At 68.9% G+C, this 25,238-nt stretch carries 21 protein-coding genes; 14 read left to right on the top strand and 7 right to left on the bottom strand.

Annotation, left to right across the window (positions count from 1 at the left end):
- Positions 1 to 5 precede the first annotated feature (5 nt).
- From VGI12_21240 to VGI12_21230, 3 genes are all read left to right on the top strand, one after another.
- Entirely contained in the window at positions 6 to 1,136 is a 1,131-nt protein-coding gene (locus VGI12_21240; GenBank protein ID HEY2435209.1) for a 1-acyl-sn-glycerol-3-phosphate acyltransferase, read from the top strand.
- The gene (locus VGI12_21235) at positions 1,136 to 2,068 is read left to right on the top strand and encodes a proline dehydrogenase family protein (GenBank protein HEY2435208.1); all 933 of its coding nucleotides are present in this window, start codon (positions 1,136 to 1,138) and stop codon (positions 2,066 to 2,068) included. Before VGI12_21240 ends, VGI12_21235 begins: the two co-directional genes overlap by 1 nt.
- A 275-nt stretch (positions 2,069 to 2,343) precedes the next feature.
- The gene (locus VGI12_21230) at positions 2,344 to 2,646 is read left to right on the top strand and encodes a hypothetical protein (protein ID HEY2435207.1); all 303 of its coding nucleotides are present in this window, start codon (positions 2,344 to 2,346) and stop codon (positions 2,644 to 2,646) included.
- A 3-nt stretch (positions 2,647 to 2,649) separates the two neighbouring features.
- On the opposite strand, the gene VGI12_21225 is transcribed toward VGI12_21230, so the two are convergent.
- Positions 2,650 to 3,777: a M20/M25/M40 family metallo-hydrolase gene (locus tag VGI12_21225; GenBank protein HEY2435206.1), complete on the bottom strand. Its 1,128-nt coding sequence runs from the start codon at positions 3,775 to 3,777 to the stop codon at positions 2,650 to 2,652.
- A 34-nt stretch (positions 3,778 to 3,811) separates the two neighbouring features.
- On the opposite strand from VGI12_21225, the gene VGI12_21220 reads away from it, so the two are divergent.
- The 4 genes from VGI12_21220 to VGI12_21205 are packed head-to-tail and all read left to right on the top strand — an operon-like array spanning position 3,812 to position 7,375.
- Positions 3,812 to 4,630 (top strand): SDR family oxidoreductase, encoded by an 819-nt coding sequence (locus tag VGI12_21220; GenBank protein ID HEY2435205.1) that lies wholly within the window; start codon positions 3,812 to 3,814, stop codon positions 4,628 to 4,630.
- The gene (locus VGI12_21215; protein HEY2435204.1) at positions 4,627 to 5,310 is read left to right on the top strand and encodes an SUMF1/EgtB/PvdO family nonheme iron enzyme; all 684 of its coding nucleotides are present in this window, start codon (positions 4,627 to 4,629) and stop codon (positions 5,308 to 5,310) included. Before VGI12_21220 ends, VGI12_21215 begins: the two co-directional genes overlap by 4 nt.
- The gene (locus tag VGI12_21210; GenBank protein ID HEY2435203.1) at positions 5,307 to 6,668 is read left to right on the top strand and encodes an HD domain-containing protein; all 1,362 of its coding nucleotides are present in this window, start codon (positions 5,307 to 5,309) and stop codon (positions 6,666 to 6,668) included. The genes VGI12_21215 and VGI12_21210 overlap by 4 nt, the downstream gene beginning before the upstream one ends.
- Before the next feature lie 5 nt (positions 6,669 to 6,673).
- Positions 6,674 to 7,375 carry an outer membrane beta-barrel protein gene (locus VGI12_21205; protein ID HEY2435202.1) on the top strand — a complete coding sequence of 234 codons (702 nt, stop codon included), beginning with the start codon at positions 6,674 to 6,676 and terminating at the stop codon, positions 7,373 to 7,375.
- A gap of 26 nt (positions 7,376 to 7,401) precedes the next feature.
- Here the strand turns inward: VGI12_21205 and VGI12_21200 are convergent, their stop codons facing one another.
- Genes VGI12_21200 through VGI12_21190 form a run of 3 tightly spaced genes read right to left on the bottom strand, consistent with a single transcriptional unit; the run spans position 7,402 to position 10,232 of the window.
- A complete protein-coding gene (locus VGI12_21200; GenBank protein HEY2435201.1) occupies positions 7,402 to 8,343 on the bottom strand; it encodes a dienelactone hydrolase family protein in 942 nt (313 codons plus the stop codon).
- A gap of 10 nt (positions 8,344 to 8,353) precedes the next feature.
- Positions 8,354 to 9,295 (bottom strand): dienelactone hydrolase family protein, encoded by a 942-nt coding sequence (locus VGI12_21195; GenBank protein HEY2435200.1) that lies wholly within the window; start codon positions 9,293 to 9,295, stop codon positions 8,354 to 8,356.
- A gap of 40 nt (positions 9,296 to 9,335) precedes the next feature.
- A complete protein-coding gene (locus VGI12_21190) occupies positions 9,336 to 10,232 on the bottom strand; it encodes an NAD-dependent epimerase/dehydratase family protein (protein ID HEY2435199.1) in 897 nt (298 codons plus the stop codon).
- Between the two features lie 79 nt (positions 10,233 to 10,311).
- Between VGI12_21190 and VGI12_21185 the strand changes: the two genes are divergently transcribed.
- The 4 genes from VGI12_21185 to VGI12_21170 all read left to right on the top strand — a co-directional run bounded on the left by VGI12_21185 (position 10,312) and on the right by VGI12_21170 (position 14,741).
- On the top strand, positions 10,312 to 12,891 hold the full coding sequence (locus VGI12_21185; protein HEY2435198.1) for an AMP-binding protein: 2,580 nt from the start codon (positions 10,312 to 10,314) through the stop codon (positions 12,889 to 12,891).
- Positions 12,892 to 12,904: 13 nt separating this feature from the next.
- Positions 12,905 to 13,156: a translation initiation factor IF-1 gene (gene infA, locus VGI12_21180; GenBank protein HEY2435197.1), complete on the top strand. Its 252-nt coding sequence runs from the start codon at positions 12,905 to 12,907 to the stop codon at positions 13,154 to 13,156.
- 161 nt (positions 13,157 to 13,317) lie between these two features.
- Complete coding sequence (locus VGI12_21175) at positions 13,318 to 14,448, top strand: DEAD/DEAH box helicase (GenBank protein ID HEY2435196.1); 1,131 nt, start codon at positions 13,318 to 13,320, stop codon at positions 14,446 to 14,448.
- Between the two features lie 2 nt (positions 14,449 to 14,450).
- A complete protein-coding gene (locus tag VGI12_21170; GenBank protein HEY2435195.1) occupies positions 14,451 to 14,741 on the top strand; it encodes a hypothetical protein in 291 nt (96 codons plus the stop codon).
- A 41-nt stretch (positions 14,742 to 14,782) separates the two neighbouring features.
- Here the strand turns inward: VGI12_21170 and VGI12_21165 are convergent, their stop codons facing one another.
- On the bottom strand, positions 14,783 to 15,607 hold the full coding sequence (locus VGI12_21165; protein ID HEY2435194.1) for a tetratricopeptide repeat protein: 825 nt from the start codon (positions 15,605 to 15,607) through the stop codon (positions 14,783 to 14,785).
- Positions 15,608 to 15,719: 112 nt separating this feature from the next.
- Between VGI12_21165 and glk the strand changes: the two genes are divergently transcribed.
- Together glk and VGI12_21155 are read left to right on the top strand one after the other, a co-directional pair.
- Positions 15,720 to 16,745: a glucokinase gene (gene glk / locus VGI12_21160; GenBank protein ID HEY2435193.1), complete on the top strand. Its 1,026-nt coding sequence runs from the start codon at positions 15,720 to 15,722 to the stop codon at positions 16,743 to 16,745.
- 43 nt (positions 16,746 to 16,788) lie between these two features.
- Entirely contained in the window at positions 16,789 to 19,812 is a 3,024-nt protein-coding gene (locus VGI12_21155) for a carboxypeptidase regulatory-like domain-containing protein (GenBank protein ID HEY2435192.1), read from the top strand.
- Here VGI12_21155 and VGI12_21150 read toward each other — a convergent pair.
- Both VGI12_21150 and VGI12_21145 read right to left on the bottom strand, forming a co-directional pair.
- On the bottom strand, positions 19,809 to 21,731 hold the full coding sequence (locus VGI12_21150; protein HEY2435191.1) for a sulfatase-like hydrolase/transferase: 1,923 nt from the start codon (positions 21,729 to 21,731) through the stop codon (positions 19,809 to 19,811). The two genes, VGI12_21155 and VGI12_21150, sit on opposite strands and share 4 nt — an antisense overlap.
- The gene (locus tag VGI12_21145) at positions 21,728 to 23,179 is read right to left on the bottom strand and encodes a Xaa-Pro peptidase family protein (protein ID HEY2435190.1); all 1,452 of its coding nucleotides are present in this window, start codon (positions 23,177 to 23,179) and stop codon (positions 21,728 to 21,730) included. The genes VGI12_21150 and VGI12_21145 overlap by 4 nt, the downstream gene beginning before the upstream one ends.
- Before the next feature lie 38 nt (positions 23,180 to 23,217).
- Between VGI12_21145 and VGI12_21140 the strand changes: the two genes are divergently transcribed.
- Entirely contained in the window at positions 23,218 to 25,236 is a 2,019-nt protein-coding gene (locus VGI12_21140; protein ID HEY2435189.1) for a prolyl oligopeptidase family serine peptidase, read from the top strand.
- Positions 25,237 to 25,238: the final 2 nt, after the last annotated feature.

The following is a 25,238-nucleotide window of genomic DNA, read 5'->3' as shown; positions in this document are numbered from 1 at the left end:
GGCAGGTGATTCCCGACGACATCACCCAGGCGGTGCTCGCCCGCAAGGACGTCGCGCGATATCTGCGCGGCGGTCACGGCCAGAGCGAAGTGGAGGCGCGCGAGCGAATCGAGTCCTATCTCGACGAGCTGCGCACGACGCAGCGCTATCCCATCTACCGCGCGCTCAAGCACCCGCTCTACCCGATTCTGCGCAAGGTCGAGCGGATCGACGAGCACGTCGACGTCGCGCAGGCGGCGACCCGCGCCGGACGCGTCATCTACGTCTCGAACCACAAGTCCCATCTCGACTACCTGGTCGAGCCGCTGGTGCTGGACGACGCGGGGATCCGGCCGCCGATCACGGCCGCCGGCATCAACCTGTTCGGCGGACCGCTTGGGCTGCTGCACCGCCATGTCACCGGCGCCATCCCGATCCGCCGCAATACCAAGGACCCCGCGTATCTCGTCACGCTCAAGGCCTACGTCGCCGAGCAGCTGCAGCGGAGCGACCTGCTCTTCTACATCGAGGGGGGCCGCAGCTACAGCGGCGAACTGAAGGCGCCGAAGACCGGACTGCTGCACGCCGCGGTGCAGGCCGACGTCGACGGCGCGGTCGTGGTGCCGATGGCGGTCGCCTACGATCTGGTGCTCGAGGATCACATCCTGTCGCACGCGGCCACCAGCCGCCGATCGAAGCCGTTCGCGCGCGAAGTCGCCGAAATGATCCGCTACGCGGTCGGCTACCAGACGCGCGCCTTCGTCAGCTTCGGGCGGCCGGTGCCGCTCGCCGGCTTCGACGCCGAAGCGCGGCGCGACGTGATGTCGCTGGCCCACCAGATCCGCGAGACGATCGGGCTGCTCTACAAGGTGCTGCCGACCGCCATCGTCGCCGCGGCGATGCGGCCGTCGACCTCGCGCCGCGATCTCGAGGCGCGCGCCGACGCGCTCGTCGACGCGCTCGCGCAGGCCGGCGGCAACCTGGCGGTGGCGAGCGGCCGCGAGGCCGTCGAGGCCGGCGTGCCGGTGCTCGCCGCGCGCAACATCATCCACGTCGAACGCGACGGGCGCTACCGCGTCCGCGAGCGGACGGTGCTGCGCTACTACGCGCGCACCATCCAGCACCTCCTCGTGCCGCGCCGCGCGCGCACGCACTGATGCTCCAGACCGTTTCCAAGACCGGCTTCCACCTGCTCGCCGGCAGCACGACGCTCAAATCGCTGGCGTCGCGCTACGGCATGCGCCGCGGCGGCTTCGCGCGGCGCTTCATCGCCGGCGAGACGGTCGAGGAGGCCATCGACGCCTGCCGCGTCATCCAGGCGGCCGGCCTCACCACCACGCTCGACTACCTGGGCGAGAGCGTCGCGTCGATGTCCGAAGCCGACACGGCGACCCGGGCTTACCTCGGCGTGCTCGAGCAGATCGCCGCCGCCGGCATCGAGCGCAACGTGTCGCTCAAGCTGACGCAGCTCGGGCTGACGATCGATCGCGCCACCTCGGTCGACAACCTGCGCCGGATCCTCGACGCCGCGGCGGCGCGGCAGTTCTTCGTGCGCATCGACATGGAGAACTCCCCCTACACGGCCGTCACACTCGACGTCTTCGAGACGATGTGGCAGCAGGGCTACCGCAACACCGGCGTGGTACTGCAGTCCTGCCTGCGCCGCAGTGAAACCGACGCCGCGCGCATGAACAGCCTGGGCGCGCGCGTCAGACTGGTGAAGGGCGCCTACAAGGAACCGCGCGACGTCGCCCACCAGGCCAAAGCGGACGTCGACGCGGCGTTCGTGCGGATCATGCGGATGCTGCTCGCCGACGGCGCGTATCCCGCAATCGCGACGCATGATCCGGCGATGATCGCCGCCGCTGACGAATTCGTGCGCGAACGATCCATCGCCCCGGATCGATTCGAGTTTCAGATGCTCTATGGCATCCGCCGCGATCTGCAGACATCGCTGCACGCGCAGGGATCGCGTGTGCGCGTCTATGTTCCGTTCGGCCGTGAATGGTTCCCCTACTTCATGCGTCGGCTGGGTGAACGCCCCGCCAATGTCGGTTTCGTGATCCGGGGAATTGCCGGCGAGCGATAGCTGATTTGCAGACGAAGGGTGGCCACGCGGCAGACTAAGGTCGCCGCCTTCCATTCCCTGTGTAGCGAGAGTTCCGCCGCCAGTATTGATTTGAGGCGGCTTGTACACACCCGCCACGGGCCCGCGGGCCCAGTCCGGCGTCTAACTATCTCCACCGGTTGAGGTTGCGCCTCCAAGGCCCAGCCGTGGCACGGGCCTTGATACCCCTGAGGTCGAGGGACGGAACCCCGGGCAGTTGAACCGGCGTCCCAAGGTGAAAGGGTGACGCTCCAATGGTGACTAATTATCCCCAGCAGCTCACGGCGACCACGGCGGCGGATCACACGGGCCACACCGAGCTGGCAGCCACGTTCCTGTCGCGCGCCGCGATGCGCGCCGGACAGTGGTTCTGCGCGCTGCGCGGCCACGACGCGGTCCTGCACTTCGAAGGCAACCGCGTGATGATGCGCTGCACGTCGTGCGGGCACGACAGTCCTGGGTGGGAAATCAGCGGCCGCGGACCGCGTCGGCGCTACGAGGGCGACCGCCGGCGCCACATGCTGGTGCCGCAGCGTCTCGTGCTGCGCAAGACGGCCTGACCGCTACCACGATCGCGCCAGCGCGGCCAGCACGTCGCGGCAGTGCAGCACGTCAGCGATCAGCACGTACTCCTCGGTGCCGTGCAGGCCGGCGCCTCCCGGCCCGAACAGCACCGAGGCGATCCCGGCGCTCCCCAGCACCGCGGCATCCGTCCAGAAGGACATCCCCGCGAACTCCGTCGCGCCCGACGCCCGCGCCAGCGATTGCGGCAAGCGGTGGTCGGGCGCGATCGCGTACGCCGGCCGCGCCATCAGTGGCGTGAGCGTCGCCTCGAACTCGGGATCCTCGCCGGCGAGCGCCGCGAGCAGCGCCTGTATCTCGTCGGCCACCATGCGATCGGTCTCGCCCGGAATCGTCCGCCGTTCCAGCCGGAGGGCGCAGCGATCCGGATAGCTGCTCAACTCGCGTCCTCCCTCGATCAGGCTGGCGTGCACTGACGGCGCGCCGAGCAGCGGATGGCCGGCGCGCGACGCCAGCGCGCGATCGAGTTGCTCGAGACGGACCAGCACACGCCCCATCCGCACGATCGCGTCCCGCCCGTCGGCCGGGCGGCTGCCATGCGCGGCGCGTCCTCTGGTGACCACTTCCAGCCACGCGAACCCCTTGTGGGCGATCGCGATCTGCAGATTCGTCGGCTCAGTCACGATCGCCGCGTCGGCTGTCCACCGCGTGACCAGCGTGTCGGCGCCGATGCTGGCGTACTCCTCGTCGACGACGGCGGCCACGATGAGACGGCCCGAGTCGAGCCCGCCCGCCGCCACCACGCGCGCTGCGTCGACCATCGCGGCGACGCCCCCTTTCATGTCCTGACTGCCGCGGCCATACAGGCGGCCGTCGCGCTCGATCGGATCGAACGGAGCGGCCATCCCCTCGACGCCGACGGTATCGAGGTGGCCGCAGAACATGAGCGTCGGCCCGGGCGTCCGCCCTTCGATCACGCCGATCACGTTCGGGCGTCCCGGCGCGGCGTCCTGCAGCTCGACGTCGAAGCCGGCGCGACGCATGTGCGCGGCGACGGCGTCGGCGATTTGCGCCTCGCCGGCCGCGCCTGGGACGAGCGACGGATTCACCGAGTCGATCGCGACGAGATCGCGGAGCAGGCGGATCGCGGGGTCCATGTGCAGTGGCATCGCTGCGGCGTGTCCACCGTAATACTATCTGCTGATGTCCCTGTCCGGCCGCGTCGCGGCGATCACCGGCGCCTCCTCCGGCATCGGCCTCGCCTGTGCGACGCACCTGGCGCGCGAGGGTGTGGCGGTCGTGCTCGGCGCGCGCCGCGTGCCGCTGCTCGAGGCGACGGCGGATCGGATCCGCGCCGCCGGCGGCCGCGCGGCCGTCGCCCGCGTCGACGTCGAGTGCGAGTCCGACGTGCGGGCACTCGTCGAGACGGCCATCCGCGAGTTCGGACGGCTCGACGTGATGATCTGCAACGCCGGCTTCGGCTACTACGCGCCGATCGACGAGACGCCGCCGGCCGTCATGCGGCGCATGATCGACGTGAACTACATGGGGACGTTCTACGGCGCCGCGGCGGCGCTGCCGGTGTTCCGGCGGCAGCAGTCCGGTCACCTGATCTTCATCTCGTCGATCGTCGGGCGCCGCGGCATTCCGGAAATGGGCGGCTACGCGGCCACCAAGGCGGCGCAGGCCGGTCTCGCCGAGTCGCTGCGCGCCGAGTTCGCCGGTACGCCCATTCACGTGAGCTGCGTGTATCCGGTGTCGACGCGGACCGAGTTCACCGACGCGATGGCCCGCGACTACGGATACCGCATCTCAGGGCTCGGCCCGAAGCAGTCGGTCGACGTCGTCGCCGCGGCGATCGTCGGCTGTGTACGGCGGCCGCGCCCGGAGGTCTATCCGCATCGGATGTCGCGAGGGCTGACGCTGCTCAACGCCCTGGCGCCCGGCCTCACGGATCGCTTCGTGCGCAAGTACGGCCGCCGGCGCAACGCGCTGCCAGGCGACACCACGAGCGGCGAATGACGCCGGGGTTCGTGACCATTCCGGGCGGCGCGTTCCTGATGGGCAGCGACGCGGGGCAGGACGACGAGCGTCCGGTGCATGGCGTGCGGATCGCCGCGTTCGACATGGCCGCCTGCGCCGTCACGCGCGGCGAGTACGCGGAGTTCCTCCGCGACACGCGGCACGAGCCGCCGCGCGACTGGCACGCGGCGGCCTTCGCCGGCGATCGGCTTCCGGTCGTCGGCGTCAGCTGGCACGACGCCGCCGCCTATTGCGCGTGGCGGACTGCCTGCGGCTCGGCCGAACGGCTGCCGACCGAAGCCGAGTGGGAGCGCGCCGCGCGCGGCGGCGTCGACGGCGCCCGTTTCCCCTGGGGCGACGACATCCCGTCCTGGATTCCCGACAACGGCCGCGGCCCCCTGCCGGGCCCGTGGCCCGTGACGCTCGGGGCACCCAATCCGTACGGCCTCCACGGCATCGCCGCGAACATCCACGAATGGTGCGCCGACTGGCACGCCGCCGACTACTACGCCGTCTCTCCCGCCGACAGTCCAGCCGGGCCGCCGACCGGGCAGCGCCGGACGTCGCGCGGCGGATCCTGGCGCCACGCCGTGACCATCAGCCGCTGCGCCGCGCGCAGCAAGATCGATCCGTCCTTCCGCTACACCGACTACGGCTTCCGGGTCGCGAGGGATCGGTGATCGTCGATCGCATCGCGGCGGCGGTGCGGGACGCCGGCGGCCGCGCCCTGGTCGTCGGCGGCTGGGTCCGCGATCGGCTGATGGGGCAGCCGTCGAAGGATGTCGATCTCGAGGTCTACGGCGTCGCCGCCGAACCGCTGCGCGAGATTCTCCAGCAGTTCGGATCGGTGAATACCGTCGGCGAGAGCTTCACCGTCTACAAGATCGGCGACATCGACGTCTCGCTGCCTCGGCGCGAATCGAAGACCGGGCGCGGCCACAAGGGCTTCACCGTGAGCGGCGATCCGGCGATGCGCGTCGAGGACGCGGCGCGGCGCCGCGATTTCACCGTCAACGCGATCGCGTGGGATCCGCTGAACGGCGAGTACCTCGATCCGTTCGACGGGCGCGGCGACATCGCGCGTCGGCGCCTTCGCGTCGTCGACCCGGCGACGTTCGCCGACGACAGCCTGCGCGTCCTGCGCGGCATCCAGTTCGCCGCCCGATTCGGCTTCACGCTCGATGAGGAGGCGAAGGCGCTCTGCCGCCGCATCCCGCTCGACGATCTGCCGGCCGAGCGGATCTGGAGCGAGGTCGAAAAGCTGCTGCTGCGCGCCGCGCGGCCGTCGATCGGCCTGGCGCTGGCGCTCGAGCTCGGCGTCGTCGAGCGGCTCTTCCCGGAACTCGACGCGCTGGTCGGCTGTCCGCAGGAGCCCGAGTGGCATCCGGAAGGCGACGTCTGGGTCCACACGCTCCTCGTCATCGATCAGGCGCGCGCGCGGATCGACGGGTTGGATCACCCCCGCCAGGTGACGGTGATGCTCGCCGCGGTCTGCCACGATCTCGGCAAGCCCGCGACCACGGCGTTGGTCAACGGCCGCATCCGTTCGCTCGAGCACGAGGAGCAGGGCGTCCCACCCGCCGCCGCACTGCTCGACCGTCTCAACGTGCATTCGATGAACGGCTTCGACGTCCGCCGCGAGGTGCTCGGGATCGTCGCCAACCATCTCAAGCCGGGCATGTTCGCCAAGGCGCAGCCGCCGGTCGGCGACGGCGCGTTCCGCCGCCTCGCGCAGCGGGTCGACCTCGAGCTGCTGGCGATCGTCGCGCGCGCCGATTGCGAAGGGCGCGGCGGCGGGTTCGACTGCTCCGCCATGGACTGGTTCGTCGCGCGTGCGCGCCAGCTCGGTGTCGAGCACGCGCCGCCGCCGCCGCTCGTGAAGGGACGCCACCTCGTGGAGCTTGGCGTGAGCCCGGGGCCGGCGCTCGGCGAGCTGCTGCGCGAGGTCTACGAGCGGCAGCTCGACGGAGGCGTCACCGGCTTCGACGCCGCGTTCGCGCTGGCGCGCCGGCTGGCCCGCGAGCGGCGGCTATACTGATGGCGGTGATCGACGGACGGAAGAAGGACGCCAGCACCGGACACGCGTTTCTGCGGCTGTTTAGAATCGCCTCGCCGTTCGCCCTGCTCGTCGCGCTGGCCGCGCCGGCCGCCGCGCAGCAGGACGAGGCCCTCCCGCCGTTCGTCTTCGACGTGCACGGCCTCTACGCGAAGCACAAGAACGAACCCTCCGTCGCGACCGAGCTCGACGTCGCCTCCGGCAACCTGCCGGCGCACACCTTCGGCCTGGTCGGCGGCGGCCACGTCTACGTGCTGCGCGGCAGCAAGATCAAGATCGGATTCGGCGGGACGTTCCTCGCCGCCGGCGGCCACGACACGATCGAAACAACCAACACGGACGGCTCGATGACGACGAGTCCGACCGTGCAGCGGCATTTCCGGTCGATCGACCCGGAGATCTCCTTCAACTTCGGCCACCGCAACGGCTGGAGCTACATCAGCGGCGGCATCGGGGGGCGTTCACGGTTGTATCTGGATCGCGCCGACGCGCCCGCCAGCAACGCGCCCGCCCGCTCGACGCTGACCTACGGCGCCGGCGCCCGCTGGTTCGCCAACAACCACGTCGCCTTTTCGGTGGAAGTCCGGTGGTATTCGATCGCCGAGCAGCCGGCCTCGCTGGCCAACAACATCCAGCTCGAGCCGCGGACGACGCTGATGGTGTTGAGCGGCGGAATTTCTTTGAAGTAGGCCGGAGCGTCAGCTCCGGCCGGCGCTCACTTCGAATACTTCTTCAGGAACGCGATCGTCAACGGCCACGCGTCGAGCGCCGCCTTGGCGTTCGCGTCGCTCTGGGCCTGCCCCTTGAGGAACCCGTGGCCGGCGCCGTCTTCGACGTGCGGTTCGTAGACCTTGGCGAGCTTCTTCATCTCGGCCGTGGTGGGCTCGACGGTCGAGGTCACGCGGGCGTCGTTGCCGCCGTAGAAGCCGATGATCGGCGCTTTGATTCTTGCGAGCGGTTCCGGATCGACGACCTGCTTGCCGTCGACGGCTTTCGTCGGCGGCGTGCCGTAGTAGACGACCGCGGCGAAGAGATCCGGCTGCGCGATCGCGTAGTTGAAGCTGGCGCTGCCGCCCCAGCAGAAGCCGATGACGGCCGTCTGGCCGTTGGCCGACGGCAACGACCGTCCGTAAGCGGCCGCCGCGTTCAGCCGGGCGTTCACGTCGTCGGGTGTCAGCGTGCGGATTGCCTGGCCGACGTTCTGCCCGAGCTCCTCGGAGCCGCCGCCGTTGGGACCCTTCCCCGAGAGCAGATCGGGGACGACCGCGATGAAGCCGTCCCGCGCCAGCGAGTCGCCGACGGCGCGCGCCCAGTCACCCATGCCGAAGATGTCGTGGATGACGAGGACGACCGGCGCCTTGTCGCTACGCTCGGGATAGACGACGAAGCTTCGCAGCGGCGGACCTGCGGGCATCTTGATATCGATCCACTCGCCGTGCCGCGACGAGCCTTTGAGCCGATCCGCCGAGGCGGCGTCGGCCGGCGGAATCGCGGGATTGTCGGGACGAGCGGCCGTCGCGGCGGGCGCGGCCTGCTGTCCCATGTCCATCATCATGTGGTCGGCGTGCACGTCCTGGGACGGCTTCGCCGCCGTCTGCGCGACGGCCGACGCCGCCGCGAACAGGACCACCGGCGCGAGCGCGAAGACTTTCAACATGCGCGGTCTCCTACTTCGTGTTCTTCTTCAGCCACTCGACGGTGAGCGGCCACGCCTGCTCGGCCGCCTTCATGTTGCCGGCGCCCTGGCCGGTTCCGTTCTGCTGGCGGAGGAAGCCGTGTCCGGCTCCGTCGAAGATGTGCGGATCGTAGGTCGCGCCGGCGGTGGCCATGCCTTCCTTGGCCTTGTCGATGTTGGCGTCGACGCGGGCGTCGTTGCCGCCGTAGAGGCCGAGGACGGGCGCCTTGGTCGTCGCGAATTCCGCCGCATCGGCCGGCATCGGACCGTAGTAGGAAACGGCCGCGTTGAGCGCCGGCTGCTTACGCGCGTAGAGGAACGCGGTGCCGCCGCCCCAGCAGAAGCCGACGACGCCGACCTTGCCGTTGGCCGCCGGCATCGCCAGCGCATACGCGCGGACGTCGTTCAGGATCCGTACCTTGTCCTCGTCGGTGACCTTGCCGATCACGCCGCGCGCGCCGTCTTCACCGAGCTCCGCGCTGCCGGTGCCATTGGGCCCCATGCCCGACAGAAAGTCGGGGGCGATGGCGATGAACCCTTCCTTCGCGAGCTGATCGGCGACGCCGCGGATCCAGTCGGTGAGCCCGAAGATCTCCATGACGACGATCACCACCGGCGCCTTGTCCTTGCGCTCCGGATAGACGATGTACGACTTGAGCGGCGTCGGGCCGTTGGCCTTGATGCTCACCCACTCGGACTTGCGCGGCGACGAGGCGAGCTGCTTCTTGACTTCCGCGTCCTTGTCGCCGGGCAAATCGCCCGAGGGCGGCAGATTGGGATTGCGCGGCGCCACCGTCGCCGGCGCGGCGGCCTGCATCTCCATGGCGTGATCCGCATGCGGATCGGCCGCGGCCTTGGTCTGAGCCAATGCCGGCGCGGCGATCGCCATCGCCGCCGAGAAGACGAGGACCACCGAGTGTTGACGCCGTTTCATCTCTCCTCCAATCACGCTATTACCGAAATCACCGGATTCCCTAAGCCGCCTTGCCGCGGCGCCATTCCTCGAACAGCCGCGCCGCGTTGCCCGCGACCGAATGCAGGGTCGGCGCCCAGCCGAGCGCCCGGGCGCGCGGACTGCGGACGATCTGATCGAGCGCCAGGGCGTCGGCGTACGGGCCCATCTTCTTGCGCGCTTCGGCGAGCGGCACGTGCCGGATGCTCGGCTGCGTCGGGGCGTGCTCGACGAGCGCCGCGACGATCTCGTTGACGGTCTCGCCGCCGCCGTCGGTGGCGTGGTACACGCCGGAGGCTTCGGGCGTGCCGACCAGGCGCGCATACAGCTCCCCGAGATCGCGGTCGTAGACGAGCGGCCAGTGGTTTTCGCCGCTGCCGACGACGCGGACGAGGCTGTTGGCGGCGTCCTTGAGCAGGTCGCCGACGATGCCGCGCGAGCCGCCATAGACGATGCCCGGGCGGACCACGACGGCGCGGACGCCGCCGGCGGCGGCGCCCAGGACTCGAAGCTCATGCGCGGGGCGCCACGCCACGATCTCGGCCGGATTGAGCGGCGCCGTCTCGTCGATCGGCTCGGGCGCCGCACCCAGTACCCAGATCCCCGAGGTGTAGACGATCGCGCGTCCGGGCCGCGGCGGCAGGGCCGCCAGCGTGTCGATGACGAGCGCGTCGAACTCGCGCTGGCGCGCGCTGTACTCGGCGGCGGTGTGCACGGCGGCATCGCTCGCCGCCGCCGCGTCGCGCCAGGACGTCACGTTCGTCAGATCCCCGACGATCGGATGCGCGCCGCGCGCCTGCACGCGGGCCGCCCCTTCGCTGTTGCGGACCAGCGCGTCGACGTGATGCTGCTGCCGCACGAGCGCGTCCAGCACCGCCGAGCCGACGTATCCGGTCCCACCCGTTAGAAATACACGCATTGTTCCACCTTCGCCCGGCCGTCGTGAACGGACGCAGGCGTCCGTCACGCGCAAGTTTTCCATCATAATTCAGGACGCGATGACGAGGCGCACGCTGATCGACTTCTTCGCGGACGTCACCGGCAACGCCGCGACGTCGGCCGCGCCGTTTCTCGTCTACGACGACGGGTATCGCACGTGGACCTGGAGCTACGGCGACCTGGCGGCGGCCGCGCACACCTTCGCGGCACGCCTCCGCGCCGCCGCCATCGCCCCAGGCGCCCACGTCGTGATCTGGAGCGAGAACCGGCCGGAATGGATCGCCGCGATGTGGGGCTGCCTACTCGAAGGCGTCGTCATGGTGCCGATCGACTACCGCGCCTCGGCGGGGTTCCTGGAGAAGGTGGCCGCGATCGTGGACGCGCAGGCGATTCTCGTCGGCGACACCGTCGACGCCGCGGCGATTCCCGGCCGCTGGGCGCCGTGGACGCTGAGCGAACAGTTCCGAACCGCCGCAGGCGTTCCGGAAGCGATCCTCCAGGCTCCCGCCCCCGACCTCGACAGTGGGACCACCGCCGAGATCATCTTCACGTCGGGCGCGACCGCCGAACCCAAGGGCGTCGTCCTCACCCACCGCAACATCCTCGCCAACATCGTCCCGATCGAACGGGAGATGGCCAAGTACCGCAAGTATACGATCCCGTTCCGGCCGATTCGATTCCTGAACCTGCTGCCGCTCAGCCACATGTTCGGGCAGGCGATGGCGACGTTCGTGCCGCCGATGCTCTCGGGGGTCGTGGTGTTCACGCGAAGCTACGCGCCGGGCGACATCATCGGGCAGATCAAGTCGCGCCGCGTCTCGGTGCTGGTGTCGGTGCCCAAGATGCTCGAGGTGCTGAAGGAGCACGTGCTGCGGGTGGCCCCTGAGGCCGGCGACACGCCGCCGCCCGGAATGCACTGGATGAAGCGCTGGTGGAAGTACCGGCGCATCCACCGGATGTTCGGGTTCAAGTTCTGGGCGATGGTCGTCGGCGCGGCGCCGCTCGATCCCGATCTGGAAGCGTTCTGGGGACGCCTCGGCTTCGTGGTGGTCCAGGGCTACGGCCTCACCGAGACCGCGCCGATCGTGACGCTGAACCATCCGCTGCGAGCGCGGCGCGGGGCGGTCGGCAAGCCGATCGCCGGAGTCGAAGTGAAGATCGCCGCCGACGGCGAGATCCTCGTGCGCGGCGACAACGTCACCACCGGCTACTTCAACGCGCCGGAGGCCACGCGCGACGCGTTCGAGGACGGCTGGTTCCACACCGGCGACATCGGCGAGCTCGACGCCGAGGGACAGCTGCACATCCGGGGACGCAAGAAGGAAATGATCGTGACGCCAGAAGGGCTCAACGTGTTTCCCGAGGATGTCGAGCGCGCGATCAACGAGCAGCCGGGCGTCGTCGACGCGGCGGTCGTCGGCGCGCCGGTAGCGGGCAGCACCGCCGAGCGCGTGCAGGCCATCCTGCTGCTCGCCCCAGGCACCGATCCCGACGCCGTGGTCCGCGCCGCGAACGCCACGCTCGGGGATCATCAGAAGATCCGGGCGGCTGCCATCTGGCCGGCGGCGGAACTGCCGCGCACGGAAGGCACGCGCAAGCTGAAACGGCGGGAGCTGAAGACGTGGCTCGAGCAGCAGCGCACGGGCCTCGCCGCCGCCGCGGAGAAGACACCGGGGCCGAACCGCAGGAGCGTCTCAGACGTGCTGGCCCGGTTCGCTCCAGGACGCACGCTCGCGCCGGCGACCACGATCGACGAGCTCGGCCTGACGTCGCTCGAGCGGGTCGAGCTGATGATGGCGCTCGAGGAAGCCTTTCAGACGACGATCGACGAAACGTCGTTTGCACCGTCGACGACCGTCGCGCAGCTCGAGACGATGGTCGCGCCGCCCGACTGGGGTCAGACCGGGGTCAGACTGGGGTCAGACGGGGGTCAGACCACCTCGGCGGCCGCGGAGATCACGTTCCCGGCCTGGAACCGATCGCTGCCGGTGCGTGCGATCCGGCGCGCCAGCCTGCCGACGTGGATCCTGCCGCTCGCGCACATATTCGCGCGGGTAAAAGTGACAGGGGTCGAACATCTGGCTGGTCTGGACGGGGCCGCCATCTTCGCGGCCAACCACCAGAGCCACTTCGACACACCGGTGATCCTCAATGCGCTGCCGCCGCGCTGGCGCTATCGTGTCTCCCCGGCGATGAGCAAGGAGTTCTTCGACGCGCACTTCTTTCCCACGCGTCACAGCCGGATGGCGTGGTTCACCAATTCGTTGAACTACTACCTGTCGTCGTTCTTCTTCTTCGCGTTTCCGCTGACCCAGGGATCGGCCGGCACGCGGCAGACGCTGCGGTATATCGGCGAGCTTGTCGAAGATGAGGTGTCGGTGCTCATCTTTCCAGAGGGGCGCCGCAACCCGACCGGGAGCATCGGTCCGTTTCTGCCGGGCGTCGGGATGATCGCGGCGCGGCTGGGCGTTCCGGTCGTGCCGGTCCGGCTGACGGGGCTCGATACAATCCTGGCTCCCAACGCCCGCTGGCCGACCCGCGGGCAGGCGTCGTGTGCATTTGGACCGCCTATCATGCTGACTGGCAATGACTACGGGGCACTGGCCGAACGTGTGCGGCAGGCAGTCCTCGCCTTGTGATCTGCCGCCGCGTGTGGCATACTTCTTGGATGAGAAAGGACAGGATTTGAGCAAGGATGATCTGATTGATGTGCAGGGTACGGTCGTCGCTGTACACAGCGGCGGGCTCTACCGTGTGCAGTGCGACCAGGGCCATGAAGTCCTTGCGCAATTGAGCGGCCGGATGCGCCGCTTCCGGATCAAGGTGGTGCCCGGGGATCGGGTCACGGTGGGAGTCTCTCCCTACGATCCCGTTCGCGGCATCATCACTTTCCGCGCTCGCTGACCGCAGTGAATTCCCATACAGCCTCATCCGGCCAGCCCCATCGACGCCGCCGCGGCAGTTCGCGCCGCGGCCAGGGCGCGCAGGGTTCGCCACGCAGCCATTTCCAGGCGTCCCGGCCACAGGCGACCGACCGTCCTCAGGCGGATTACGATCCCGCGCCGGTGCCCTTCGACTCGCTCGGCTTGGAGCCCTCGCTGCTCGAAGGCGTCGAGGTGCGCGGGTTCCAGAAGACGACCGCGATCCAGAGCGCCGTCATTCCGATCGCGCTGGCCGGCCACGATGTGATCGGCTGCGCCGACACGGGAACCGGCAAGACCGTCGCGTTCGTGCTGCCGCTCCTCAACCGTCTGCTCAAGGCGCGCGCCCAGAACCCCGACGAACGCGGCTCCACGCGCGTCCTCATCCTCGCGCCGACCCGCGAGCTCTGCGTGCAGATCGAAGACGACGTGCAGGGCTTCGCCTACCACACGAATCTGACCAGCATCGCCGTCTACGGCGGCGTCGAGATGGGCCAGCAGGAACGCGCGCTCAAGGCGGGGGTCGACGTCGTCGTCGCCACCCCCGGCCGCCTGATGGATCATCAGCGGAGCGGCGCCGTCGACTTTTCGCGCGTCGACACGTTCGTGCTCGACGAGGCGGATCGGATGATGGACATGGGCTTCTGGCCCGACGTCCGCCGTATCTCGCAGACGCTGCCGCCGCCCGAGAAGCGCCAGACGCTGCTCTTCTCGGCGACGATGCCCGACGAGGTGATGAAGCTCGTCACCGAAGTGGTCCGCAACGCCCAGTACGTGCAGATCGGATCGGCGGGCGGCCCGGCCCGCTCGATTACGCACGAAGTGGAAAACGTCCCGGCAGCACAGAAGACCGAGTGGCTGGCGAAGTTCTGCCGCCGCACGCCCGGACCGATTCTGGTCTTCATGCAGCGCAAGTCGGGCGCCGAGAAGCTGGCGCGCCAGCTGCAGGGATTCGGCATCCGCGCCGCCGCGCTGCACGCCGATCGCACCCAGCAGCAGCGCACCGCCGCCGTGGAAGGCTTCCGCGGCGGGCTGTATCACGTCCTCGTCGCCACCGACGTCGCCGCGCGGGGACTCGACATCGACGGCATCACGCACGTCGTGAACTACGAAGTGCCGTCATCCCGTGAAACCTACGTCCACCGCGTCGGTCGCACCGGCCGCGCGGCGGCCACCGGCACCGCGTTGACGCTGGTCGCTCCCGAGGAGCTGCGCGCCCTCGAGGCGCTGCAGCGGTCGTTCGGGTCGGAGCTGGACGCCCGCAACGCTGAATGACCATGGACCCGATGAACCCGTTTCCCCCTTCGCCCTCCCCGATCCCGCAGGACACGCCCGCCGAGACGACGCCGCCGGCCGACACGCAGGTCGGCGCCGCGGTGCTCAAGTTCAAGTCATGCCGCTGGCGGGCGGCGCCCGAGGACGGCGAGTTCTGCACCCACCGCGATGTGCTCCCCTTCGCCGGGAAGGAAGGGTTCAAGGCTGATTCGTGGTGCCCGGAGTGCGCGTACTACAAGCTGCGGCGGACCCCGAAGAAGCGGGACTGGGCCGCGGAGCGCGCCGGCTACTGAGCGCGCCGGCTATTGAGCCAATGACAACGGGCGACCCGCCGTCATTCCGAAAACTCCCGGGCTAGTTCGATCCACTCGCCTTCCGGCGCCAGTTCCTGATACGTCCGCCAGTGCGGCTTCGCCTCCGGCGAATGCCCGGTCTTCTCGAGCGTCACCGCCAGATAGAAGTGCGCGTCGGCGTAGCCGGGGCTGAGCGCGACCGCGTCGCGGTAACAGACGAGCGCATCTTCGTAACGGCCGAGATCGTGGTGGATGTTGCCGAGGTTGAAGTGCGCCTCGAAGCAATCCTGATCGAGCGCGATCGCCCGTTCGTAGAGCGCCTGCGCCTCGATCAGCTCGTCGCGGCCGTAATGGATGTTGGCGAGATTCACGATCGCCGGCACCAGCTCGGGGTCGATCACCAGCGCCTTGCGGTAGGCGGCGGCCGCTTCCTCCATCTTCGACTCGTCGCCGTCGTCGAGCCGCGAGCCCTCGATGAAGTATTTCGCGGCGAGCGCCGCCTGCGGATCCGAGAAGGGATACGCCACGCCCACCGCCGACGGCACCGGCGTGGCCCGCTCCGGCGGACGCCGCTGATGGGGCGCCGGCAGGGCGACCACCTTCGCGGGCGTCGCATTCGAGGCGTGGAAGTCGAATTCGAGCTGCCCCTGGTGATCGGCGTTGAGCGCCCGCAGCGCCTGCTTCAGCGGCACGCTGCGTTCGAGCTCCGCCGCGAGCTGCTTGATGCGCGCGACCTCGGTGAACGTGAACTCGCCGTCGCGGCGCGCAAGCGCCGGTCTGATGAGTCCCCACTTCTCCAGATAGCGGAGATGGTTCTCGGTGATGCGGGGATAGAGATGGCGAATGTCCCGGACGCCGACCGACATTCTCGGTCACATTGGTCCAACGATCGGCCAAAGTCAATGTGGAAATGCGGGGACGTGGAAATGTGGAAATTTCCACATCCCCACATTTCCACATTTCCACATAATAGGGGCCGTGCTGCTCGCTGCTGACGTCGGCGGAACCAAGACGCTGCTCGGACTCTTCGCGGACGCGGCCGATCGGCCGTCGCCGATCGAGGTCGGTGAGTTCGTCACGCTCGACTACGACAGCATCGTCCCGATGATCCGCGAATTCCTGAAGGCGGAAGGGGTCGAGCCGCGGGCGGTCACGGCGGCGAGTTTCGGCGTCGCCGGCGCGGTCAGCGACAACATCGCGCGGCTGACCAACGTGCCGTGGCTCGTCGACGGCGAGGCGATCGGCCACGAGGCGTCGCTGCCGCGCGTGCATATCCTCAACGATCTCGAAGCCATGGCGTACTCCGTCTCGGTGCTCGCGCCAGCGGAGCTCGAGTACCTGCAGCAGGGCGTGCCGCTCGCCGACGGCAACGCTGCGGTGATCGCCGCGGGCACCGGACTCGGCGAGGCGTTCCTGCTGAACGTCGACGGCCGGTTCCTGCCGGGCGCGACCGAGGGCGGGCACGCCGACTGGGGCGCGCGGACGCCGCGCGAGATCGAGATGCTCGCCGCGATCACCCGCGTCTACGGCCGCTGCAGCGTCGAACACGTCGTCTGCGGTCCCGGCCTGGTCAACGTCTACCAGTTCACGCACGACGCGTGGGGCAACCGGACGTACCTGTCGCCGGCCGCGTTCGTGCCGGCGCGCACCTGCGCCGCGGTCGGCACGATCGACGACCCCGCCGATCTGCCCGGCGCGATCGCGCGGGCCGGGGCCGCCGGACAGTGCGCGCAATGCCGCGAGGCGCTGGAGATGTTCGTCGAGGCCTACGGCGCCGAAGCGGGCAACCTCGCGCTGCGCACCAAGGCAACCGCCGGCATCTATGTCGGCGGCGGCATCGCACCGAAGCTGCTGCCGACGATCCGGCAGGGACGTTTCATGGACGCGTTCCGCGCCAAGACACCGATGGTCGATCTCGTCGCCACGATTCCGGTCGCCGTGATCCTCAACGCCGAAGCCGGCCTGCTCGGCGCCGCCGTGCACGCCAACGCCAGCGTGGCGTGATACGATCGCGGCCGTTCGCGCCCGACGGAGGAGGAGGACCCGGATGCCATCTGTGCGTGTGTTCGTACGTACGTCTTTATTCCTGCTAGCGATATTCATCGTACCCGCTGCGTCGGCATTGGCGCAGCAGACCGGCTCGGCTCAGGGCAAGGTCATGGATTCGAGCGGCGCGGTCCTGCCGGGCGTCACTGTGGAAGCGAAATCCAACGTGCTTCCCACGCCGCGCACCACCGTGAGCGGCTCCGACGGCATCTATGTGATGCCGCTGCTGCCCCCGGGCCACTACACGATCACGTTCACGCTCTCCGGCTTCCAGACCGTCTCGCGCGAAGCCGACGTGCAGCTCGAACAGGTCACCTCGGTCGACACGAAGCTCGCGGTCCAGGGCGTCAGTGAGGCGGTGACCGTCACGGCGCAAACGACCTACGCCGACAAGACGTCGGCGGCGATCACCAGCGGCCTCAATTCCTCGGAAATGGAGCGGCTGCCGGTCGGCACGCAGTATCGCGATCTGATCAACTTGATCCCGGGCGTCATGTACACCCAGGATGCGGTCCGCGGGCCGAGCGCCGGCGCCAGCGGCCAGGACAACGTCTACAACTTCGACGGCGTCAACGTCACGCTGCCGCTGTTCGGCACGCTGTCGGCCGAGCCCTCGTCGCTCGACATCGCCGAGTTCACGGTCGTCAAGGGCGGCGCCAAGGCCGTCGACTTCAACCGCGCCGGCGGGTTCAACATCGACTCGGTGAGCAAGTCCGGCACGAACCGGTTCACCGGCGAGGCGCAGTTCCGCTTCCAGACGCCCGGGATGGCCGCCGACCAGATCAACACCAGCACGTCGAAGTACGACGAGCATCGCTACTGGACCGACCTCAACGGCGGCGGACCGATCGTGCCGTCGAAGGCGTTCGTCTATGGGTCGTACTACCGGCCGACGGTCACGCGTCAGAACGCGTCGAACGCCTACGGCACGCTGCCCAATTACGACAGCACGCGCAACGAAGGCTTCGGCAAGCTCACGCTGACGCCGACCAGTTCGACCCTGGTCAACCTGAGCTACCGCGATTCCCACCGCCTCGATCAGGGAACGACGTTCGGCGCGTTCACGGCGCCCACCGCCGGCACCGGCAACGAGGCGTGGCAGAAGATCGGCACCGCGGACGGGTCGTGGATCGTCCGGAGCAACACGGTCATCGGCTTCAAGTACACGCATTTCGAGAACCCGACGCAGGGCATTCCCGACAACCCCTCGTCAGCCGTCATCAACACCACGCCCGGCACCCATCTCGACGTCGCGAATCTCAATCAACTGGGGCTCGTGACCGTGCCGAAGGCCATCGCGGGCAACGCCGCGCAGAACGCGTTCGTCGCGCCGATCATCAATCAATACGGTTTCGCGTGCACGGCAGCGCTGGCGGCGGCCGGCTCCTGCCCGACGGCTGGCGCCCAGACCGGCGGCGGTCTGGTCGGTTTCGGATCTTTGATCGACCGGGACAACTTCTTCCGCGACGCCGGCCAGGTCACGATCGACACGTCGCTGACCGCCGGGGGCATGCGTCACAACCTGCACGGCGGGTTCCAGGGCTACATCGACTCCGAGGACCTCGACCGCAGCTCGAACGGCTGGGGATCGATTTCCGTTCCTGCCGCGACCGTCAATTTTCCGGCGGGCGCGACCGGACAGCCGATCTACTACCAGGCGACCTATCAGGCGCAGGGCGTCGGCGTGACGCCGGTCATCCACTCGGAGTATCACTCGAAGAGCTTCGAGGCGAACGATACGGTCAACTGGAAGAACTGGACGTTCAACGTCGGCGCCGTCTTCAGCAACGACACGCTCTACGGCCAGGGACTCAACAGCGATGGGTCCACGCTCTCGGGCTTCGTGAAGTCAACCGCCACCGATTCGGCCGGACGCAAGTACGAGGAATACAACGTTCCCTGGAGCAAGATGATCCAGCCGCGCCTCAGCACGACGTGGGCGTACAACGGCAAGGACACGATCTACGCGAGCTACGCGCGCTACAACCCGGCCGCCAGCTCGCTGCCGCGCGCCGCCTCCTGGGACCGGAACCTCGAGGTCACGCAGAACGCCGACTTCGACGCCAACGGCAATCTCTTCGCGGTCGAGTCGGTCGCCTCGTCGACGGGCAAGCTGTTCGTGCCGGACATGACGCCGCGACGGTATGACGAGTTCCTCATCGGTACCGCGCGCCAGTTCTCACCGGCGCTCTCGGGCCGCGCCTACTTCCGTTACCGGAAGGGCACGCACTACTGGGAAGACACGCCGAACATGTCGCGTGTGCTCTACAACGAAGGGGTCACGACGGTGCCCGGCACCAGCGCGGCGATTCCACAAACGCCCTACATCGCGAATCTCGCGGATCAGCTCGCGCAGCTGGGGATCGCCAACGGCGGGAACGCTTACGTGATCGCCGACCTCGACGGCGCGTTCACCGACTACCGCGAACTGACGGTGGAATCGGAATACCGCAAGGGCCACCTCTGGGCGCAGGGCTCGCTGACCTGGAGCCGCTACTACGGCAACTTCGATCAGGACGCATCGTCGACAGCCGAGTCCAACGACGCCAACATCTTCATCGGATCGTCGAACATCGGCGACGGTCCCGGCCGCCAGCTGTGGGACAACAAGCTGGGGACTCTGCGCGGCGATCGTCCCTACTCGGCCAAGCTGTTCGGCACCTACTCATTCCATTGGAACGGCTCGCTCGGCGCCTTCTTCACGACGCAGTCCGGCCAGCCCTGGGAGACGCACAGCTACCTGCCCTACGCGGCGCTGACGACGAGCGTGAGCAACACGGCGCGCTATGCGGAGCCGTCCGGCAGCCATCGCTCGGATTCGCACTCGCAGATCGATCTGAATTACACGCAGGACATTCCATTCCTGAACCGGTTCCACGGGGCCGCCGTGTTCTATCTCTACAATGTGTTCAACAGCCAGACCGGCTACAACATCCAGCCGAACTTCAACGCGGCCGGTTACGGTCTGCCGGACAACTACTACGATCCGCGGCGTCTCGAGATGACGCTGCGACTCCGGTTCTAGCGAAACAACCGTTCGCGTTCAATGAGCGCCCGGGTCGTCGCGTCCGCCTTCTGGCGGGCGGCGGCGATCCGGGCGCTGCTGTCTGGCTCCTTCAACAGCACGCTGACCTGCGCCCGCTTGAAGAGCGCCATCGGGTCGCCGGGCGTTTTCGCCAGGGCGCGATCGAGCGCGGCCCGCGCCTCGTCGAAGCGGCGCGCGTCCATGGCGAGCACGCCGAGCTCGAGGTCGTGGACGAACGCGGATCCCTGCAGCTGCCGCGCCTGCTCGAACGCGGCGAGCGCCGCCGGCGTGTCGCCGCGGTTCATCGCCGCGAGCCCCTGGCGCGCCTTCAACGCGCCAAGCGCGTCGACCGCCGTCGCGCGATCCGGACTTTCCTTGACGACCTGTTCGAGGAGCGGCACGGCCTGTTCCCAGTCCTTCGTGCGCGCGTAGTGCAGCGCCAGATACGTACGGACGTCCTGCGAGTCCGGCGCCATCGCGGCCGCCTTCCGGAACGTCTCGACGGCGAGCGCGTCACGTCCGAGCGACGAATAGCAGGTCGCCAGCCGCAGCACGGCGTCGAGGTTGTGCGGGTCGGCGGCGAGAATCTGCCGCAGCACGGGGATCGCGTTCGCGTACTGACCAGCGCCGAACAGCGCCGCCGCGCGATCCATGACCGGAAAGAGCGCGATCATGTCGGCCGGGCGCGGCGCGTCCTTGCGGACCACCGGCGCTGCGCCCCCGGCGACGTAGCCGAGCGCCGCGATCCGGCGCGCCGCCTCCGCGTCGAGCGCCGCCGGCGCATGCGCGGCGTCCGGGGACGGAATCGGATAGTCCTCGAGCCCCTTGCGCGCGCCTGACGGCAGCGACACGCTGGAGCCGAGATCGCGCGCTTCCGCGGGATCGGCGTCGAGATCGTAGGTCTCGAGCCGCGCCGACAGAATCGCCTTGTAGCGACCGGCGACGGTCATCACCTGCGGCTGCCAGCCGTTTTCGAGAAACGGGTTCATCGCCTCGCCGAGCACGGGCTCGGCCGCCGCCGCGCGGAGGCTGCGCGCGTTCGGCTCACCGGCGAGGTCGAGGATCGTGTCGTAGACGCGGCGCGTGCTCACCGGCACGCCGCTGGCCTCGCCGGCCGTCACGCCAAGCCCCACGATCACCAGCGGCACGTGCAGCGTCGCCTGATACAGGAGACGCCCGTGTTCCGCCTCGCCATGTTCGCCGAGGCCCTCGCCGTGATCCGCCACCACGATCTCGGCAGCCGCGGGCCCGGACGCGGCCTCGAACGCCTGCAGCAGGCGCCCAAGCTGCTGTTCCATGAAGTCGACTTCGCCCAGGTAGGGCGGATCGCGCCGGAACCCGGATGGCGGATCGTAGGGGGCGTGCGGGTCGTAGTAGTGCACCCACACGAAACGCGGCTGCGCGGCTGGCGCACCGGCGGCCAGGGGCCTCGCCAGCTCCGCGATTGCGGCGTCGGTCGTCTCGAGGGCGTTGCGCTCGTCGCGGCCCGCCGGCATCGTGTCGTCATAGACGTTAAAGCCGCGGGCGAGACCGAAGCGGCGGTTCAGCACGAACGCGGAGACGAACGCGGCGGTGCGATAGCCGGCGCGCTGCAGTTGTTCGGCGACGAGCGGCACCGAGGCCGGCACGTAGCGGGCGTTCTGATGCACGCCGTGGCCGCCGGGATAGAGGCCGGTCATGATCGACGTGTGCGACGGCAGCGTCTCCGGCACGGCGGCGTATGCCTGGGTGAACCGGCGGCCGCGCGCCTCGAGCGCCTTGAACGCGCCGTTGTCGCCGGCGCGGCCGCTGCCGACCGCGTCGAATCGCGTCGTGTCCATCGTGACCAGCAGGATGGAGCGGCGCTCCACCGGCGCCTGCGGCGCATGGCTGCAGGCGGCCAGCGCCGCCAGGAGAAGCGCGGGGAAGAACCGGCTCACCGCGTCGAGGCCGGCTTGCGCAGCAGCTGCGCCATCCCGGGTTCGGCCATCAGCTTCTCGATCGCGTCGATCTCGATCGGCGCGAACGCCGACATGTTCTCGTAGCCGGCCGGCGTGATCACCAGCATGTCCTCGAGACGGATGTAGACGCGATCCTCGGGAATCGTCAAGGCCGGTTCGATGGTGAAGACCATGCCGGGCTCGTACTGCGTGAAGCCGCGCTGCACGTCGTGCACTTCCATGCCGACCATGTGGCCGAGCGTCGGCGGATTCGCCGCGGTGCTGGTGGCGCGCTTGCGGTACCCGTCAACGAAACGCGTCGCCGCGGCCTTGTATTTCTCCTGGGTGAACGGATACGACGCCATCAGCGCGTCCATCTTCCGGACGATCTCCTGGAAGATCGGCGGCGTCGGCCCAGGCTTGATCGACGTCATGATCGCCCGATAGAGCTTGACGTAGATGCCGTAGAGCTCGCGTTGATCGGCGCTGAACCTGCCGTTCGCCGGGAACATGCGCGTCACGTCGGACGTGTAGTACTGGTAGTCCGGCGCATAGTCCATCAGCACCAGGTCGCCGTCGGTGAGTGCCGACTGCGCGGCGTGATAGTGCGGCCAGGCGGCGTTCTTTCCGGCCGCGACCAGGCCGAAGTAGGCAGGCCCCTGCGCGTTGTGCTGCTTGAAGATGTAGTCGCCGATCGCCTCGATCTCGTACTCGTGCATGCCCGGCTCGGCCGATCGCATCGCCTCCATCATCGTCAGGCCGGCGATCCGCGACGATTCGCGCAGCAGCGCGATTTCGCGCGGGCTCTTGATCATCCGCATCTCGTCGAGGATCTCGTCGAGGTTCTCGAACGTCGCGCCCGGCGCTTTCTCCCCCAGCTTCTGACGGAAGTAGGCTTCGCGCGATCCCTGCAGATCCCACGGATCCGCTTCGCGCGCGCGCCTGTGCAGCTCCGAATGATCCGGCGTCCCCATCAGGACGGTTTCACCGCGGACCGTCGTGTAGATGCGCCGTCCCGCCAGTGTCGCCACCGTTCGATCGAACTGGTCGCGGTCCTCCACGTGCTCGAAGCCGGTGAGCCGCTCGGCTGCCGGCCCGGCTCCGAGCAACGGTCCTTCTGAGCGCTCCATCGCCGCGTTGGTCGGCAGCAGGTAGAGCGTGCTGCGCTTCGTGAGCCCGTCGATGACCGCGATCGCCCGCGGCGTCGGCACCCCGGTCAGGTAGTAGAACTGGTTGCTCTGGCGGAACTTCTCGTACGACGCGGTCTCGGCGGCGCCCTGCAGCACGGCGACGCCGTCGCCGATCCGCTGCATCAGCGTCGCGCGGCGGGCGGCAAACTCGTCCTTCGGCAGCCCGGTCGCGAAGAGCGGCGGCCCCTGCTGCGCGGCAGGGGCGGCGACGAACGAGGCCAGAGCCGTCGCGGCGAGCGCGAGCAGACGGTGTTTCATGCTGGAATAATGCCACGGATGAACACGGACCCACACGCATGAACCAGTATCCGCTCGCGCGGCGCGACGCCATCGTCGAGACGCTTCACGGCGTGACCGTCGACGATCCCTACCGCTGGCTCGAAGACGACCGGTCGCCGGAGACCGGCGTGTGGACGGCCGCCCAGAACGCGCTCACGCGGCAGCGCCTCGACGGACCGCGCCGCGACGCACTGGCGGCGCGCCTGCGCGGGCTCTACGACTACCCGCGCACGCTGTCGCTGGTCGGCCGCGGCGGCCGCTACTTCTACACCCACAATCCCGGCGCGCTCGATCAGCCGATCCTCTACGTCCGGGACAGCGTACATGCCGAGCCGCAGTTGCTCCTCGACCCGAACCGGTTGAGCGAGGACCGGACCACGGCGCTGACGGCGTACGAGGTGTCGCCCGACGGCCGCCAGGTGGCGTACGCGTTGTCGATCCACGGCAGCGATCGGCAGATCGTGCGCGTACTCGGCCGCGAGGACGTGCTGCAATGGGTGAAGTTCGCCAGCATCGCGTGGACCGCCGGCGGCGAAGGCTTCTATTACCTGCGCTTTCCGGAGCCGGGCCGCGTGGCCCACGACGACGAGCAGTACTTCGGCCGGCTTTATTTCCATCGGCTTGGCGACGCCCAGTCGCAGGACCCGCTGATATTCGCGCACCCCGTGCGCGAGGTCGTGCCGTCGGTGCGCGTCACCTCGAGCGGGCGCTGGCTGGTCGTCACCGCACACCGCGGCGCCAGCGACGACTCGGAGGTCTATGCGGTCGAGGTGAGGGATCCGGCGTCAGAGACCCGAAAGCCGCGAGCGCTGTTCGTCGGGTTCGACGCCGCCTACCAGTTCATCGAGGAAGCGAACGGGCTGCTCTACTTCCGCACCACCCAGGGAGCGCCGCTCGGACGGATCGTCGCCATCGACCCGGACAGTCCCGGCGGGCTGCGCGAGGTCGTCGCGGAGTCGTTCGATCGCCTGTCGGCCGTCGTCATGGCGCGCGACCGGATCGTGGCGTCGTACCTCCACGACGCGAGCGATACGCTGCGCACCTTCACGCTCGACGGGGCCCCGGTCGGCGACATCGAGCTGCCGGGGATCGGATCGCTGGTCTCGCTCGACGCGGAGCCGGGCAGCGACGACGCCTGCTTCGTGTTCACGTCGTTCGTCGATCCGCCGGCGGCGTGGATCTGGACGAACGGCGCGATCCGATCGTTCGACCGTATCCCGCCGCCGGCGGCCGGCGCCGATCGGTATCAGACGTCCCAGGTGTGGTATCCGAGCGGGGACGGCACGCGCATATCGATGTTCCTCGTTCACCGCGCTGGCGTCGTTCCTGACGGGGAGCGGCCGGTGCTCCTGAGCGGCTACGGCGGGTTCAACATCAGCCGCACACCCGCCTACGATCCCGGCAACTTCCCGTTCCTCGACGCCGGCGGCGTGTTCGCGCTCGCCAACCTGCGCGGCGGCGGCGAGTATGGAGAAGCGTGGCATCGCGCCGGCATGCTCGAACGCAAGCAGAACGTCTTCGACGATTTCATCGCCGCCGCAGGGCATCTGGTCGCGGCGGGCTGGACGACGCCGGCGCGAATCGCCATCGAAGGCGGCAGCAACGGCGGACTGCTCGTCGGGGCCGCGATGCTGCAGCGCCCGGATCTCTTCGGCGCCGTCGTCTGCCGCGTGCCGGTCGCCGACATGCTGCGGTATCACCTGTTCACGGTCGGCCGCTTCTGGATTCCGGAGTACGGATCGGCAGACGACCCTGGGCAGTTCCCGTATCTGCTTGCCTATTCGCCGTACCACAACGTCCGGAGCGGCGAACGCTATCCGCCGGCGCTGGTGATGACTGCCGACACCGACGATCGCGTCGCGCCCGGCATGGCGCGCAAGTTTGCGGCGCGGTTGCAGGCCGACGCGGAAGGCGGACCGTTCCTGATCCGGATCGAGACGAAGGCCGGACATGGCGCCGGCAAGCCGATCGCCAAGGTCATCGAGGAGGACGCCGACATCCTGACGTTCGTCTTCGACGCGATCGGGATGCCATAGGA

The organism is Vicinamibacterales bacterium, from assembly GCA_036496585.1.
GTDB lineage: Bacteria > Acidobacteriota > Vicinamibacteria > Vicinamibacterales > 2-12-FULL-66-21 > JAICSD01.
Note: the sequence above shows the minus strand (reverse complement) of the source record. Positions and strands in the feature narration are given on the sequence as shown.